Here is a 15,625-nt window from a genome sequence, read left to right on the forward strand (position 1 = left end):
CGTACTAGGTCCTTTCCGGGGCCTGCTGGGGGACGGACACGACGATCCGGGCGGCCTCCATGGCGAGGTCGCGGCACCACCGGATGTCGTCCTCGACCGTGGCGTCCCGCTCGGCGTGCGAGCCGCGGTTGCGGAGCATCCGGAGTTCCTCGAGATCACCGAGCAGCGCGGGCCGCCGCCCGGCGAGATCGCGGAGGGGGTGATCGGTGCGATGCGGGCTGGCCTGGTCCGCCGCGGCGACGAGGAGGAAGGGGACGAGGTTGACGACGTACGCGTGCGCGATGCTCACCGGTTCTTTGCCCTCGCGCACGTTCTTGGGGTAGTTCCTGACCTTGCCGGCGTGACCGTCCTTGACGAACTCCGGCGGCAGCGAGTCGAAGCCGAGGTCCCTGGCCGCCGTCTCGAGGGCGGCCTTGACGACCTCGATGGACGGCGGCCGGTGCCCGGCGTCCCAGCTCGGTGCGGCGGGTACCGGATACTCGGCCGCCAGCAGCCGGAACAGGTACTCGTACAGGCGGTACGCCTCGCGCGCCGCGTCCTCCACCCCGCTGTCGCCGCCCCTGGCGGCCGCGTCCTCCAGGCCGAGCAACAGCTTCAGGGCCTGCGGGCGCTGCCGGATCTCACCGCCGAGGAGCTGGACCAGCCTGCGCTCGGCGGCGCTGCGCACCTCCTGCCCCTTGGCGCGGTACGCCTTGTTGCGCCGCTCGTCGGACAGGTCCGCGAAGCCGGTCACCCACCCGGCGACGTCCGGGTCGTCCCGCATCCGCTCCGTGACCAGCCGCTGCGCCATCGGGTTGGGATCCAGCCCGAACGGGTCGGCGGCCCGCCAGCCCGGCCCGCCGCCGGCGGGGTCGTCCTCGCGGAGCCACACCAGCAGGTACTCGGGCATCGGTGGGCCGATGTCGAGCACCCGGTGCACCGCCCCGTCCGAGGGCAGGGTCAGCTCGGTGGTCAGCGCCTGCAGATCCTGCTCGGCCAGATGTGCCGCGGGGCTGCGGCCGCCGCGCGCGTCGGCGAACTCGGCCGCCCGCCGCCGGCTCTCCGCCTGCCGCTGCGCGGCCACCGCGTCGATGATCTGCTGCGGGGTGGGCGGCGGTGTCGCCTCGGCACCGGGCGGACCGGGGACGACGTGCGCCGTCACCTTGCGCGGCGACCCGGCCGTGTTCAGGCGGAGGTCGGCCTGGGCGCCCCGGTCCCGCTGCACCTGCTGGTAGGACGGCTCGTCGACGCTCCGTGGCCATAGCCGTCCCGTCACCGGGTCCTGGAGGACATGGGTGATGATCAGTTCTGGTTCCTCGCCCAGCCGGGTCGTGCGGAGCGTCTCGTGGCCCGCGTCGGTCGGCGCGTTGGCCATGTCGAGCCGGCCCGCCGCACGCAATTGCTTCAGGACGTATTTGCACAGTTCCACGTCCTGGTGAATGCGCCCGGCGATGGCGGACGGCTGCCGGACACCCGCCACGCACATGGCCAGGACGACCTTTTCCAGAATGTTCAGATGGCGGACGCGAACGACCGGGGCCGTCACCCGGTACATCAGCACCGGCCAGCACAGGAAGCGCAGCTCACCCTGGTGCGGCGGCTGGTGCGGCAGCAGGACTCCGCGGCGGACGTGGAACATGTCAGCTCCGCGGCGCGAGGCGGAGGTCGGGCCCCGCCGGCTCGGCGCAGAGCCGGTGGAACTCGGCGAGCGGCCTGACCTCGGCCGGTGCGACGTCGGCGGTGAACAGCGCCGGGTCGCCGACGACGGCGAGCAGGCGCTGCTGGCGGCTCATGGCCACGCATAACCGGTTGCTGAGAAGCAGGTGACCGTACGTCCGCCGGGCCCAGCGCTGGTAGCGCTCATGACCGGGCCCTTCCCCGCTCAGGTCGGCGGGCTCGAACGAGGGGACGGGGCTCGACCTCGTGACCGACAGGTAGACGACGTCGAACTCCTTGCCCTGGAATGCGTCCACCGTGCCGACATGGAGCCGGTCGCCCAGGGCGGGGACCGGCCGGTGACCGGTGCCCGCCCGCTCCGCCAGGCCGGCCCGGACCAGCTGCTCCCAGATCAGCCGGACCTGGGCGCTGTAGAAGCTGATCACACCGAACGTCAGCCCGGGGTGGGCGAGCACGTGCCGCTGCAGTTCGGCGGCTATCGCGCGGGCCTCGGCGGGCCTCGCCTTGCTCTGGCCGCGATACTCGCCTCCCGCGGCGTGCGGGACGCTCAGCCAGGCCGCCGGACGGCCCTCGTAGCCGCGCAGCTCGTGCTCGAAGCCCTCGGCCCCGCGTGGCGAGCTCAGCTTTCCGCCGTAGAAGTTCTGCGCGACGAATTCCCCGAGGGTCTCGTGCATGCGGTACTGCTCGTTCAGCCGCACCGCCCTGCGTGGCCCGGGGGTGGTGTCGCGATCGTGCAGCAGCGAGAAGAGCCTGCCGAAGAGGCTCTCGCGCAGGACGCCGAGGGCCTGGTTCTCGCCCACCCGCAGTTCCTGCTCCACGTCGGGTTCCAGCATGTGCGGGAGCTGGTTCTGGTCGCCGACCAGGATCACCCGCTCGGCGGCGAGGGTGAGCGGGATGAGCAGGTCGAGGGGGTTGGCCCGCGCGGCCTCGTCGACGATCACGGTGTCGAACAGCCGCTCGCCGTCCTTGGCCTCCTGGACGGCCCGCGAGTCGGCCTGCTGGCACGTGGTCGCCAGCGACGTCGTGTACAGGCGCAGCGTGGCCAGCACGGCCTCGGGGTCGCCTTCCAGCTCCTCAAGGAACTCCAGCAGCGCCGCCTCGGCCCCTTCGCGGCTCGCGCGGCGCCGCGCGTCGAGGTCGTCGATCACCGCGTTCAGCAGGTCGACCACGTCCTCGCGGGCCGCGGGGCGCACGAGCCGGCCGGGGCCGCCGGTCAGCCGGTCGAGCAGCTCGTCCCGGGCGCCGCCGAGCTCGGGCAGGAAATCCGGCGGCTCGTCCGGCGGCCCGTCCTCGCCCCAGTCGGCCGCCCGCCGCAGCAGGTCCAGCTGGGCCTGGTCGGCGGCGGGAAGCCGCTCCAGCTGCTGGAGCGCCGCCTCGGCCATCTGCGGTCCGTCGTCGGAGAAGGAGACGGGCAGGTACCGGATGCCCCGCACGGCCCGCAGCGCGCTCTCCCGCCGGTGGTCGGTCTGGAGCCCGGCCACCCTCCCGGCCGCGCGCAGCTCGGTCTCCTTGTGGTGCAGCCGGTCGCGCAGCTCGCCGGAGACCAGGCCGGAGACCTGCCGCGACACGTCCTGGAGCAGGGTCACCAGCTTCTCGGCCGCCACGGGAGCCCGGCAGTACCCGGTGGTCGTGCGCGCCACGGAACGGATCGCCTGGGCGAGGCGGCCCTCGGCGGTGCCGGCCAGGTCCGCCTTGAGCGCCGCGATGGTGTCCCTGCGCCAGCGATCGATGTGCGCCGTCGAGCCACGGTTCTGCGAATCGATCTTCACCGACGGCAGGTTCCAGACCAGGGTGCGTTCGACGAGGTTGTCCACCGCCGCGTGCTGGTAGCTGGTGAGCAGCATGCTGCGGCTGACGACGGCGTGCGGGCGCTGCTCCTCGGCCAGCCTGACCTGCAACGCCGCGATCAGCTGGGTCTTGCCGGTGCCCGGCGGTCCCTGGATGACGGCGACGTCCGGCGTGTTGAGCGCGGTCTCCAGCGCCAGCTCCTGCATCTCGTTCGGCGGCTTCTTGAAGCAGGCGCCCGCGGCCTCCGACATCGCCGGCAGCCGCCGCCCGCGCTCCTTGCCCCGGGCCGGGACGTCCTGCAGCAGGGACAGCAGCTGCGGCAGCGGGATGCGTCCGGCCAGCAGCCGGTCGAGGGCGCGATGGCGGCGCTCCAGCCGCCGCCGGTCGCCCGAGACGGCGATGTGCAGGAACCCGGCGTGCGGGGGGTCGGCCTGGACGTCGGAGAGGCCCCGGTGCCGCGGCACCATCCTCATGTCGACCACGCCCGCCGCGACGTCGACGTGCGTGACGACGCCGACCTGATTCCCGCGCGCGAGATCCGCGTCGAGCAGCCCGGCCGGCTCGCCGGTCCGGGCCGCGCCGCCGAGGACCTCGGGCAGTTCGGTGGCGCACTCGAGCTCGGTCTCCCGGCCGGCGTCCAGCTCGTCGCGCAGCCGCTGCGCCAGCTCTCCGATGCCGCCGACGACGGCGAACCGCACCACGTCCTCGAGGTCGTCGAGGTGCGTCCATCCCGAGTACTCCAGGTAGCCGGAATCGGCGAGGCGGCGCAGCGCGTACCGGTTCTCCATCTCGTGGTAGCGCTGCCAGGTCACCAGGAAGCTGTTCTGCTTCTCCTGGTCGCCGAGCCTGGCGATCTCCTCCCGCATCTGGCCGCGCAGCCGGGCCTTCACAGTGGCGTTGTACAGCTCGATGTCGACATGGACGACAGCGGCCTGGGTCCACTTCTCGGTGTCGCGGTCGCCCCGGTGCAGCCCTTTCAGCCGCCATTCGCCGTCGATCCGGGTCAGCGTCGCGGTGATGCCGTCACCTCGCAGCAGGCACGAGGCCGGTTGCGACAGATCCTGCCGTGGCGCGACGAGTGCGATCAGGCGGCGGCGGTCCCCGCCCGGCGGGCCCGGGAACACGAGGGTGCGGTTCACCCACGCCAGCGCCTTCGCCCACCCACCGGCCTGCTCCTGACCTGCGATGCGCCGGGCCGAGCCGAGAACGGCCTCGTCCGCCCCCACCCGCATCGGGGGCCAGTCGTGGCTGCCCGCGAGCTCGTGGATCCGCAGCCGGAGCCATCGCCGCGGCGGCTCCCCGAGATCGAGTTCCTGGGCGAAGCCGATCACCTGCGAGTCCTCGGTCACGCGGGAGAGCAGGCCCACCTTGTCGTCATCGGTACGGGGCCTGGCGGGGTATTCGCGGTCCGTGCCGTCCGGTCCGTGGTGGGTGACCATCACCACGTTCCCCAGCCGGAGGAGGACGACCTCGCGTCCGATCAGCCCGTCCGGCGGCACCTCCCGGGGCAGCTCGACCCAGACGAACGCGGGCTTGCCGGGCATCGCGCCGGCGAGGCGGCCCGGCTCGTCCGGGGTCTCGGCGGCGCTCATCGCGCACCCGTCCTCGGCAGCAGGAGCTTGATGAAGCGGTGCGGTTCGTGGCGCCTGCCGAAGTGGACGGTCCAGCGGCCCGCCTCGGCCACGTCGATCGGGCACGCCTCTCCGGTGCTCAGTTCCACCACTCGCCTGGCTGCCCGGTTCACCATCCAGACGGGGTGCCTGCCGACGCGCCGGACCAGCAGCCGCTCCCGGCCGTCCCAGTCGAACTCGGCCACGGGTTCGCCGGGGTCGATGGGAATGTCGGCGGGCCCGCGGTCCAGGTACAGCAGCGCGCCGCGGGCCCGGACGATCCGCGGCTGCCGGGCCGCCAGCACCAGCGTCTGGAGCCGATCGGTCTCCGTGTCCTCGTCGACGTCCGGCACCCGCCCGGCGGGGACGTGGCCATGCACGTCACAGCGCAGAATCGGCGGTCGTTCCCTTCTCCTGCACCATGGGCACAGCGCGAGGGCGGCGTGGAAGGTGCCCCCGCACTCGGGGCAGGGCACCATCATCAACGCGGCCTGCTCGAGTTTCTCGTGCCATTCCCGCATGCTCGGCCGCTTTTCGGGGGCATGCAGCCCGTCCTCGAACGCACGCCGGGCGAGGATCCGGAGGCCCTTGGTGAGGACGAGTTCTCGATCCAGTCCTTGCGTCGTCCGGTTGCGCTCGTCGCCGGTGTGATCGATCCACGGCAGGCGGCCGGCGAAGGCCGCGGGCTCGTGGCGGTCCGGGTACCGGTAGACGTCGTCGCCGACGAACGGATGGGCCAGGGCCAGAACCTGGAAGGCGAGGACTGCGAAGGAGAACGCGTCGGTGAGGGTGTCCTGACCCGACGTCCGCGCGACGACCTCGGGCGCGCCGTATCCCGTGGTGAAGTACGCGCTGCCGCCGTGCCCTCGTTCCACCGACAGGTTGTCCGGGTCGATCAGCCACACCTGGTCGTGGTCGCTGCTCGCCGACACCAGGATGTTCCCGGGCGAGATGTCGCCATAGGCGATGCCCCGCGAATGGAGCCGGTCGAACGCCTCGGCGGCCAGGGACAGCAGGCGCAGGCGGCGCGCCAGGCCGCCCGTCTCCTGGAACCAGGCTCCCGGCCGGCTCGCCGGGACCGCGGCCAGCGCGCCGACGGGGGCCAGCTCGTCCAGAAGCTCCATCGTGTAGCCGGCGTGCTCGCCGGTCAGCAGGGAGTGCGGCCGCGCGATCGGGATGCCCGCCAGGTCGAACCGCCGCACCACCGCCAGGCGGGTGCGCAGCTCGCCGGGGCCGTCGCTGCCCTCGGCGTTGAGGATCTTCACCGCGGCGCGGCCCCCGGTGAGCGACCACACCCGGCCCTGGCCGCCGCCGCCCAGTTCCGCCTGTAACTCCAGGGCCTCGCCGCGATCGTCGTACAGGATGTCGCCCGGCCGGAGCCGAGCGCGGACGCGACGCCCTGGCGGAGGCGTCCTGAACGGAGTTGCCACCACGTCCTCGCCTTAGCCTTCTTGTCAGTCGCTCAGGTCGTACAGCTCGTCGGGGTCGAAGACCGCGATCTCCTCGGGCCGCGCGCTGGTGGCGCGCACGCTGATGCTCTGCGTGATGTATTTGAAGATCTCGGTGACGCGCGCGGCCTCTTCGGCGCGGACCACCGGGTAGATCGGGTCGCCCACGAAGGCTTCGAGCACGTGGTAGGCCCGGGAGCCCGCCTCCGGGCCGATCGCCACCGCGAGCCGCAGCGCCTTGGCGGCGTGGGGGCACGCCAGAAGTTCGTCAAGCTGCGCCGCCCACGGGCTGGTCGGCATCCCGTCGGAGACCAGCACCAGGGTCGGCGCGAAGGCGCGGGCGGGCACGAGTTCCTCGTCCTCCAGGACCGCCCGCGCCAGCTCGAAGGCCGCGCCCATCGGGGTGCCGCTGGGACCGCCCGCCGCGGTCATGCCCGTCCATTCGAGCTCGGACGCGGGCAGCGGCGGGTGGTGCAGGTCCACGCCGTTCCCGCCGAAGGTGATGACGCCCACGGTGATCTCTCCGCGCGCCGAGCGCTCTCCGGCGAACGCCTTGATCATGCTGTCCAGCGCGGCGTTGAGGGACTCGATCTTGCCGTCCTGGGCCATGCTGCCGCTGACGTCCGCGAGCACGAGGACGGGCAGCGGACGGGGCCGCTGCACCTGCGCGAAAGGCATTCCGGACTGCTCATCTGACATGGGCCGCACGTTTCTTGATCGGAAATGTCGCCGCTGTCCACTTGGGATGCCATCCAAGCAGAAAAGCGGTGATCTCGTCCGATCTCGACCCGCTGCGTGGAAAAGTCAACAGAACTACCCGGAGCAAAAGGCTATACGCCGCATAGCCCGCCATATAGTGCCATAAACACCAGGGGTTGCGGATCGAGCTAGGCGAAGATGGGCGGGCGGGTCCGGTGCCGCTTGAGCTCGAAGAAGCCGTCGGCGCTCGTCACCGCGACGATGCCGTCCCACAGTTCGGCTGCGGCCTCGCCGCGCGGGGTCGGCGACATGACCGGGCCGAAGAACGCGTTCCCGCCGACCTCGATCACCGGGGTGCCGACCTCCTCGCCCACCCGGGCGATGCCGCTGCCGTGGGAGGCCCGCACCGCCTCGTCGTGCTCGGTGGAGTCGGCGGCGGCCGCCAGGGCCGTGTCCAGGCCCGCCGCGGTCAGCGCGGCCTCGAAGGTCTCGCGGCCGAACGGGGCCTTCTCGTGGTGGCGGCGGGTGCCCAGCTCGGTGTAGAAGGGCCCGAGGGCCTCCGCGCCGTACTTCTCCTCGACGGCGACGCACACGCGGACCCCCATCCAGCCTTCGGCCAGCATCTGGCGGTACTTCTCCGAGACGTCCCCGCCCTCGTTGAGCACCGACAGGCTCATCACGTGCCAGCGCACCTCGATCGGGCGCAGCTTCGCCACCTCGAGGATCCAGCGCGACGTGAGCCACGCCCAGGGGCACAGCGGGTCGAACCAGAAGTCCACCGGCGTGCGGGTGTTCTGCGACATGTCAGCCTCCTAGGCCTGATGCGTTTCACCGGGTGAGGGGGGTCTGCGGCACGGGGTCGTACCGGACGGGCGGTTCCGCGGGGACGAGCCGGGTCAGCAGCGGCCCGGCCATCACGGTGGTCACCAGCGCCATGACGACCATGGCCGTGAACAGCCGCGAGTCGAGCACGCCGAGTTCCAGCCCGACGTTGAGGATGACCAGTTCGGTCAAGCCCCGCGTGTTGAGCAGCACGCCGAGCACGGCCGAGTCCCGCCCGGTCGCCCCGGTCAGCCGGGCGGCGATGCCCGCGCCGGCGAACTTCCCGGCGCACGCCACCACGACCACGGCGACGACCATCAGCGCGCCCTGGCCGCCCAGGCTGCCCACGTCCACCGACAGCCCGGTCACCGTGAAGAACGCGGGCATCAGCAGCAGGCTCGTCTGCTGGACGCGGTCCGGGACCTCCGGGGTCAGCGCCCCGATGTAGTCCCTGGGCACGACGGCACCGAACAGGAACGCGCCGAACACGACGTGCAGGCCGATCAGGTCGGTCGTCCAGGCACAGGTGAGCACGCCGCACACGACCACGGTGTGGGCCACCGTCCGGTTGCCCGCCCACGTCCGCTCCGGGGCCAGGACCCAGGCCAGCGCGGGACGGACCAGGTACAGCATGGCCAGCAGGAACGCGACCGACCCCGCCGCGACCCGGCCGAGGCCCGCCGGCCCGCCGGAGCCCACCAGGGCGACGACGACGGCCAGGACGCACCACGCGATGAAGTCCTGGATCGCCGCGCTGGTCAGCGCCATCGAACCGAGCCTGCTTCGGTGCAGCCCGCGCTCGGTGATGATCCTGGCCAGCACCGGGAACGCCGTGATGGACATGGCCGCGCCGAGGAACAGTGCGGGCCCGAGGACCCCGTCGACGCGCAGCTGCGACCGGTCGAACCACGGATACAGCACGACCGCCAGGCCCATGCCCATCGCGAACGGCACGGCGACCGAGGTCAGCGACACCAGCGTCACCTGGCCGCCGTGGTCGCGGATGGCCGTCGGGCTGAGCTCGTAGCCGACCCCGAACATGAACAGCACGAGACCGAACTGGGCGAGGACCTGAAGGTACGGGCGGGCCTCGGCGGGGAACAGCAGCGCGGACGGGTCGCCGGGCAGGAGCCCGAGCAGGCTCGGCCCGAGCGCGATCCCGGCGGTGATCTCCCCGATCACCGCGGGCTGGCCCAGCCGCCCGGCCAGCTTCACGAAGACGTAGGCGACGCCGAGCAGGACGGCTAAGTCGGCGAGGACGATTCCGGTGATGTGATCCGCCATGGTGTCACTACCGGCCGGCGTGGACCGCTTCCGCCGGGGATTCCTCCGCCTGGGGCCACCTGTCGTGGACGACGGTGATCACGGTGGCGAGCAGCGCCAGTCCGGCCGCCGGGAGGCCGAGCAGCGTGACCGACATCCAGTCCTGCGCGATCCCGCCGAACGCGCCGCCCAGGCCCACGCCCAGGAAGACCGCGGAGGAATTGAGACCGAACAGGATGGGCGCCGAGGCGGGCGCGAAGCTGACCAGCCGGTACTGCTGGATCACCGACGGGGCGCCGTCCGTCACGCCCCAGATGACGGCCCAGACGATGCAGATGACCAGCCCGTTGACCGCCAGCGGGCTGACGACCAGCAGGACCGTCGCGGCGGCGAGCGCCGTCACCGCCACCCGGACCACGGGGAGCTTGTCCACGAGATAGCCCGCGATCACATTGCCGATCACCGCGCCGATGCCCCAGGCGAACAGGATCAGGGTCAGCGCCTGGGCGAACCTCCCGGCCGTGGCGTCCTTCGTCATCACCCCGATGTAGGTGTAGACCGTGTAGTGCCCGCCCATCACCAGCAGGGTCGCGAGCAACGTGACGATCATCCTCGGCTGCCGGAGCGGGGCCAGCCGCGCGGCCAGGCCCGGCGCCGGCACGGTGATCTTGGGCAGGCCCCCCACCACGCCGATCGCCGCGATGACCCCGAGAGCGGCCACCGCCCACAGCGTCAGGCGCCAGTCGATGTTTCCGATCATGTTGCCCAGCGGCATGCCCAGCGCCGTGGACACGGTGAGCCCGCCGATGACGAACGCCATCGCACGTCCCCGCCGCTCCTCCGAGGTGGCCGCCACCGCCGCGCTGGAAGCCGTCGCCGTGATGGTGGCCGCCCCGATGGCCGTGATGATGCGGGCGAGCATCGCCAGCGTGTAGTCGGGACTGAGCGCGGTGGCCGCGTTGCCGAGGCTGAACACCAGCAGCGCCAGCAGCAGTGCCGTGCGACGGTCCAGCGAGCTCAGCAGCCAGCCGAGAAGCGGTGCGCTGATGGCGAACGTCACGGCGAACACCGTCACCAGCTGGCCCGCGGCCGCGATGCCGACATCGAAATCGGCGGCGATGGCCGGGAGCAGGCCGGCGATGACGAACGCGTCGGTGCCGACCGCGAAGGTCGCCACGGCGAGCGGCAGCAGCAGCCTCATGAACGGGACGGAGCCATTCCGCTCGGGTTCTCTGACCTCTGTGGTATTCACTCTTATGCCTCGTTCCTGTTCTGGTGCCGGCGCGCCGGTCTAGGCGGGCGTCAGGTCGACTCGAAGTCCCTGGAGCCCGTGCAGCGTCAAGGACTGCTTCCACACCGGCTCGGCGGCGAGTTCGATCCGGGAGAACTTGCGTACGAGCCCCTGCACGGCGAGGCGGCCTTCCAGCCGGGCGAGAGCCGCTCCCAGGCAGAAGTGGATGCCGCCGCCGAAGGAGACGGGCTTCACGTCGGGCCGCCGCACGTCCAGGCGGTCCGGGTCGGGGTACCGGCTCGGATCACGGTTGGCCGCGCCGAGCAGCGCCACGATCGATTCGCCGGCGGGGATCGTGACGTCACCGAGCCGGAGATCGCCGCGCGCCGTCCGGGGGCTGAGCTGCACCGAGGCGTCGTACCGCAGAAGCTCCTCCACGGCGCCCGCGGCGAGTTCCGGGTCGCGGCGCAGGGCGTCCATCTCACCGGGATGGCGCAGCAGCGCCAGGAGCCCGTTGCCGATCAGGTTGGTCGTGCTTTCGAAGCCGGCCCCGAACAGGAACTGCACGAGGCTCATGAGCTCGCGGTGACTGAGCCGTTCGCCGTCGTCCTCGGCTTCGAGCAGCGTCGAGACGAGGTCGTCCTCCGGGTGCTTGCGGCGCCTGTCGACCAGCTCTTCGAAGTACGCGTCGATCTCCACGGCCGCGGCGTCCGCGATGGCCAGCTGCGCCGGCTGCGGGCTCGGCTCCATCGCGAGCGTCACGTCCCGGAAGAGCTGCTGGAAGCGGGGCCAGTCCGCGCGGGGCACCCCGATGATCTCGCTGATCACCGAGGCCGGCAGCGGAAAGGCGAACCGGCGGAGGATGTCCACCTCGCCCGCCTCCTCGGCGAGCGGCGTCAGCAGCTCGCCGACCAGCCGCTCGACCTTGGGCTCCATCGCGGCGATGGCGCGCGGCGTGAGGCCCTTGCTGATCAGTTTCCGTTGCCGGGTGTGCTTCGGCGGGTTCGCCCAGATGAGGTGCTCCAGTACCCGGGTGTAGGACGGGTGCTCTTCCCAGTCCTTGACGCCTTGCGCGCGGATGAAGCTCTGCACGTCCTTTCCGGCCTCGGACGATCGGAGAACGTCGACCACCTCGGCGTAGCCGCTCAGGACCCAGTGACCGGCTCGGCTGCGGGCCACCGGCGCGATCTCGCGCAGCCGGTGATAGGTCGGGTACGGGTCGGCGGCGCACGCCGGGTTCGTGAACAGCTCGCCGAGAATGCCGTCGACCTCGTCCGAGGTCGCCAGCTGCGTATGGGTAGTCATCGTGTCCTCATCGTTCGTGAACCGAGCCGCGCACGGTCACGCGCGCACCCTGTGACGGCTCGGTTCCAATGGATGGAGAAACGCCGTCGAACCCGGGCTTCTCCCCGACCGAGGTGACGCATATGTTCAGTATCGCTGATGATTTCTGTCGCTGTCAATCCGCGACGGAGACGATATGACCTGCGGAAGCAGCCGCTCAGGGCCTCACGCGCCCGCGGCGGCGACCATCGCGCTGCAGATCTGGGCGATCTCGTCGTCCGTGCAGACGTACGGCGGCAGGCAGTAGACGAGGTTGCGGAAGGGGCGCAGCCACACGCCCTTGTCGAGCGCCGCGGCGGCCATCCGCGGGTCGGCGGGACGGTCGAGCTCGATCACCCCGATGGCCCCGAGGACCCGGACGTCGACGACGCCGTCGAGATGGACCGCCTCCCGCAGCCCCTCGCGCAGCGCCTTCTCGATCCGGAACACCTCGCCCCGCCAGCCACCGCCGGCGAGCAGGCTCAGGGAGGCGTTGGACACGGCCGCCACCAGCGGGTTGCCCATGAACGTCTGCCCGTGCACCAGCACCGGCGGTCTGCCGCGCCCGATCCCGTCCGCGACGCGCGGCGTGCAGAGCGTCGCGGCCCCGGACATGTACCCGCCGGTGAGCGCCTTGCCGAGGCACATCACGTCGGGCGTGACGCCGGCGTGGTCCGCGGCGAACAGGGCACCGGTGTGGCCGAACCCGGTGGCCATCTCGTCGAAGATCAGCAGGATGTCGTGCGCGTCGGCGAGCTCGCGCAGCACCCGCAGGTATCCGGGATGGTGGAAGCGCATCCCCCCGGCGCTCTGCACCACCGGTTCCACGATGATGGCCGCCAGCTCGCCGGCGTGCTCCGCGACGGTCCGGGCCAGCGTGGCGACATAGTCCGGGTCGAGCTGCTCGTCGCCGGCATGGGCCGGTCCGCCGGAGTTGCGCAGGCTCGTGTACGACGACGCGGGCGGCGCCGGAACGAACACCTGCTCGGGCAGGAGGCCCCGCCACAGCGCAGGCACCCCGCCGTCCGGGTCGCACACGCTCATCGAGTGGAGCGTGGCGCCGTGGTAGCCACCGCGCCAGGTCAGGATCCGCCGCTTCTCGCCGCGGCCCACCGCGCTCCAGTACTGGAGGCACATCTTCAGCGCGACCTCGACCGACACCGTCCCGGAGTCGCAGAAGAACACGTGCTCCAGGCCGCCGGGCGTCAGCTCCACCAGCGTCTTCGCGAGCCGGACCGCCGGCTCGTGGGTGAGACCGCCGAACATCACGTGCGCGAACCGGACCGCCTGATCGGCCAGTGCCTTGTCCAGCACCGGGTTGCGGTAGCCGTGCACGGCGGCCCAGAACGACGACATCCCGTCGATGGGCTCCCGGCCGTCGGCGAGCGACAGCCGGACACCTTCGGCACCGGTGACCAGGAGCAGGTCGTTGACGTCCGGCATGGGGCGGTAGGGATGCCACACATGGTCGCGGTCGAAGGCGAGCAGGTCGGCGGTCTCCGCACCCTCGGCCCGGCTCGCCTGCCGCGCCCGGGAGTCGCCATTAGCGCTCCACCGGTCCGTGTCCCGGCCGAGCCAGGCCATCATCCGCGTCGTTTCGTCGGCGCCCGGCGGCGGCGTCCGCGCCTCGCCGATCCGGCCCGGACCGCGCAGCGCCTCCTCCGGCACCTGCGCGCAGGTGTGGACGATGTGGGCCAGCAGGGAGCCGGGCAGCCGGACGGACTGGCCGGTCGCCGCCGCGATGTCCCAGGCGTGCACGGCGACGTCCGCGACCGGGAACGCCAGCGCCCTGGGCAGGCTCTGGCGCCCGAACGGCGTGGCGACCTCCAGCTCCGGATCCGCGGCGGAGACGGCCTTGCGCGCCGCCGCCGCCGCGTCCCGCCACGCCGCCGCGGCGTCGCCCTCGGCGGCGTCGCCGGGCTGCGACGGCGCGGCCTGCGTGGGAGCACCGCGGGCCATCAGGGCGATCTTTCCCAGCGTGCCGATCACGTGCCCCACCACGTCGCGGGTGGACCAGCCCTCGCAGGGGGACGTGGCCTCCCAGCCGCCGTCCGGGACCCCCGCGAGCGTCTCGTCGAACAGGTTGACGGCTTCCGCGAGCGCCGTGCCGATCTGCGGTGGCGCGTCGGTCTGGACGGGCGCGGAAGGTGCGGCGTTACTCATGGATACGGCTCCTTTCTCGTGGTGCGCGGCTCTTATTCGGAATCGACGAGCCGGCCGGTCACCGCCACGACCCGGGTCCACCCGCCGCCGGCGTCCACCACCGGTATCGGGAAGCACATGACGGTGAAGCCGGTCGGGCCGGGCAGCCGCCCGAGGTTGGCCAGCTTCTCCAGCTGCAGGTACTCGCGCTCCCGCCCGTACACGTGCGCGGGCCAGAGCGTTCCCCGGTCCCCGGTGCGCCGGTAGTCGGCGATCATGCTCGCCATCGGCCGGTCGAGGCCCCACGCGTCGATGCCGATCACCCGGACGCCCCGCTCCACCAGGAAGCGGGTGCCGTCACCGGACAGACCGGGATATGTGGTCAGGTACTCGCTGCTCCCCCACCATTTGTCGGCGCCGGTCCACAGCAGCACGATGTCCCCGGCGCCGGCGGTGTGGCCGGCGACGTCCAGCGCCTCGGCGACATCGTCCGCGCCGATCTCCGCACCGGGCTCGATGTGCCGCACGTCGAGCCGGATGCCCGGACCGATGCACCACTCCAGGGGAACCCGGTCGACGCTCCGGGCCGGTTCGCCGCCGCTGTACGGGCCGTAGTGCAGCGGCGCGTCCATGTGGGTTCCGGTGTGCGTCGTCAGCGTGATCGTCTCGTTGGAGATGGCCATGCCGTCCGGGAAGTCGGACGGGCTCAGCCCGAGCACCTCCGGCCCCTCTTCGTGCGCCAGGGTGTCGATCCGCACCGGGGTCGCCTCGCTCGCGGACGGCCCGGTCGGCACGCTGAGGTCGATCAGCGTGGGCATCAGGCGCTCTTCTTCGCCTGCGCGGCCCGGCGCTCGGCCTCTTCGCGTACCGCCTGCAGATGCGACGTGCTGTTGCGCTCGACGGCCCCCGCGAGCATCTCGTGGGCCTCGGCGTGGGTGAACTGGCCGGCCACCTTGCCGTCCGCCCCCTCCTGCTTGGCGGCGAAGTCATGGGTCAGGACGACCTGGGTGCGGTCCGGGCCGCACGGCAGCGCCCGCCACTCCCCGCTCATGTGCGCCACGATCGGCGCGAGCTCGAGCTGGCGGTAGGCGACGACACACAGGTCCGGGTCCAGGTCCCGGCGGGTGGTCCAGGCCTGCACCTGCCCGCTGACGTCCACCTCTAGCCGCACGATCTCGTGGCGGTCGCCCCGCTCGACGACGCGGGCCGACTTGGTGGCGTCGAAGAGGTTCGGGTAGTTCTCGATGTCGGTCAGCACCTCCCAGACGACGCTCTGCGGGGCCTGTGCGGTCACGGTGTGCTCGGTGTGCTCCATGGGGGGCTCCTCAAGGACTCCTCGTAAGTGATTCGGCGTGAGTGCTACGGCCCGATCAGGCCCGGTTCTCCACGAAGTCGGCCAGGTCGGCGACGGTCACCACGGACTTCAACGCCTTGCCGTCCGCCTTGCCCGGCGCCAGCTTGGTGGCGATCTCGACCAGCTCGGCCGAGTCCACCCCCAGGTCGGCGCGGAGCACGGCCTCGCTGCTGATCTCCGACGGCTCGAGGCCGACCTCGACGAGCACCTCGAGCAGCCGGTCGTAGGCGGTCTTGGGAACGGTCATGACTCCCTCTTTTCGCAGTCGACGAATCAGAACGGATCAGAC

Annotated in this window: 12 protein-coding genes and 1 pseudogene; all 13 read right to left on the reverse strand. The window is 72.0% G+C overall.

What is annotated here, in order from left to right; translation table 11 throughout:
* Nucleotides 1–4 precede the first annotated feature (4 nt).
* Nucleotides 5–1,618: a hypothetical protein gene (locus tag ACH34S_RS25815; protein WP_395955370.1), complete on the reverse strand. Its 1,614-nt coding sequence runs from the start codon at nucleotides 1,616–1,618 to the stop codon at nucleotides 5–7.
* A gap of 1 nt (nucleotide 1,619) precedes the next feature.
* Nucleotides 1,620–5,036, reverse strand: a complete 3,417-nt coding sequence (locus ACH34S_RS25820) for a DEAD/DEAH box helicase (RefSeq protein ID WP_395955371.1) — start codon at nucleotides 5,034–5,036, stop codon at nucleotides 1,620–1,622.
* Nucleotides 5,033–6,484, reverse strand: a complete 1,452-nt coding sequence (locus tag ACH34S_RS25825; protein ID WP_395955372.1) for a hypothetical protein — start codon at nucleotides 6,482–6,484, stop codon at nucleotides 5,033–5,035. The genes ACH34S_RS25820 and ACH34S_RS25825 overlap by 4 nt, the downstream gene beginning before the upstream one ends.
* Before the next feature lie 24 nt (nucleotides 6,485–6,508).
* The gene (locus ACH34S_RS25830) at nucleotides 6,509–7,201 is read right to left on the reverse strand and encodes a VWA domain-containing protein (protein ID WP_395955374.1); all 693 of its coding nucleotides are present in this window, start codon (nucleotides 7,199–7,201) and stop codon (nucleotides 6,509–6,511) included.
* A 188-nt stretch (nucleotides 7,202–7,389) separates the two neighbouring features.
* Nucleotides 7,390–8,004, reverse strand: a complete 615-nt coding sequence (locus ACH34S_RS25835) for a disulfide bond formation protein DsbA (protein WP_395955375.1) — start codon at nucleotides 8,002–8,004, stop codon at nucleotides 7,390–7,392.
* A gap of 25 nt (nucleotides 8,005–8,029) precedes the next feature.
* A complete protein-coding gene (locus tag ACH34S_RS25840; RefSeq protein ID WP_395955376.1) occupies nucleotides 8,030–9,307 on the reverse strand; it encodes a cation:proton antiporter in 1,278 nt (425 codons plus the stop codon).
* Nucleotides 9,308–9,314: 7 nt separating this feature from the next.
* The gene (locus tag ACH34S_RS25845) at nucleotides 9,315–10,538 is read right to left on the reverse strand and encodes an MFS transporter (protein WP_395955378.1); all 1,224 of its coding nucleotides are present in this window, start codon (nucleotides 10,536–10,538) and stop codon (nucleotides 9,315–9,317) included.
* 39 nt (nucleotides 10,539–10,577) lie between these two features.
* A complete protein-coding gene (locus ACH34S_RS25850) occupies nucleotides 10,578–11,822 on the reverse strand; it encodes a cytochrome P450 (protein ID WP_395955379.1) in 1,245 nt (414 codons plus the stop codon).
* A 204-nt stretch (nucleotides 11,823–12,026) separates the two neighbouring features.
* Nucleotides 12,027–13,424 carry an adenosylmethionine--8-amino-7-oxononanoate transaminase gene (locus tag ACH34S_RS25855; protein WP_395955505.1) on the reverse strand — a complete coding sequence of 466 codons (1,398 nt, stop codon included), beginning with the start codon at nucleotides 13,422–13,424 and terminating at the stop codon, nucleotides 12,027–12,029.
* A pseudogene (locus ACH34S_RS25860) lies at nucleotides 13,419–14,003 on the reverse strand (TIGR03086 family metal-binding protein); the annotation flags it as partial. The pseudogene ACH34S_RS25860 and the gene ACH34S_RS25855, both read right to left, overlap by 6 nt.
* 32 nt (nucleotides 14,004–14,035) lie before the next feature.
* Nucleotides 14,036–14,800 carry a cyclase family protein gene (locus ACH34S_RS25865; protein ID WP_395955380.1) on the reverse strand — a complete coding sequence of 255 codons (765 nt, stop codon included), beginning with the start codon at nucleotides 14,798–14,800 and terminating at the stop codon, nucleotides 14,036–14,038.
* Nucleotides 14,800–15,297 carry an aromatase/cyclase gene (locus ACH34S_RS25870; RefSeq protein WP_395955381.1) on the reverse strand — a complete coding sequence of 166 codons (498 nt, stop codon included), beginning with the start codon at nucleotides 15,295–15,297 and terminating at the stop codon, nucleotides 14,800–14,802. The genes ACH34S_RS25865 and ACH34S_RS25870 overlap by 1 nt, the downstream gene beginning before the upstream one ends.
* A 55-nt stretch (nucleotides 15,298–15,352) precedes the next feature.
* Nucleotides 15,353–15,583, reverse strand: a complete 231-nt coding sequence (locus ACH34S_RS25875; protein ID WP_395955382.1) for an acyl carrier protein — start codon at nucleotides 15,581–15,583, stop codon at nucleotides 15,353–15,355.
* Between the last annotated feature and the right edge of the window lie 42 nt (nucleotides 15,584–15,625).

This window comes from Actinomadura sp. 3N508 (genome assembly GCF_044326375.1).
Classification (GTDB): domain Bacteria; phylum Actinomycetota; class Actinomycetes; order Streptosporangiales; family Streptosporangiaceae; genus Spirillospora.

Excerpts from the sequence above, each read along its gene's own strand:
- ACH34S_RS25820 (WP_395955371.1), bottom strand. The coding sequence starts at position 5,036 with ATGAGCGCCGCCGAGACCCCGGACGAGCCGGGCCGCCTCGCCGGCGCG.
- ACH34S_RS25870 (WP_395955381.1), bottom strand. The coding sequence starts at position 15,297 with ATGGAGCACACCGAGCACACCGTGACCGCACAGGCCCCGCAGAGCGTC.
- ACH34S_RS25850 (WP_395955379.1), bottom strand. The coding sequence starts at position 11,822 with ATGACTACCCATACGCAGCTGGCGACCTCGGACGAGGTCGACGGCATT.
- ACH34S_RS25815 (WP_395955370.1), bottom strand. The coding sequence starts at position 1,618 with ATGTTCCACGTCCGCCGCGGAGTCCTGCTGCCGCACCAGCCGCCGCAC.
- ACH34S_RS25840 (WP_395955376.1), bottom strand. The coding sequence starts at position 9,307 with ATGGCGGATCACATCACCGGAATCGTCCTCGCCGACTTAGCCGTCCTG.
- ACH34S_RS25875 (WP_395955382.1), bottom strand. The coding sequence starts at position 15,583 with ATGACCGTTCCCAAGACCGCCTACGACCGGCTGCTCGAGGTGCTCGTC.
- ACH34S_RS25830 (WP_395955374.1), bottom strand. The coding sequence starts at position 7,201 with ATGTCAGATGAGCAGTCCGGAATGCCTTTCGCGCAGGTGCAGCGGCCC.
- ACH34S_RS25865 (WP_395955380.1), bottom strand. The coding sequence starts at position 14,800 with ATGCCCACGCTGATCGACCTCAGCGTGCCGACCGGGCCGTCCGCGAGC.
- ACH34S_RS25855 (WP_395955505.1), bottom strand. The coding sequence starts at position 13,424 with ATGGCCTGGCTCGGCCGGGACACGGACCGGTGGAGCGCTAATGGCGAC.
- ACH34S_RS25835 (WP_395955375.1), bottom strand. The coding sequence starts at position 8,004 with ATGTCGCAGAACACCCGCACGCCGGTGGACTTCTGGTTCGACCCGCTG.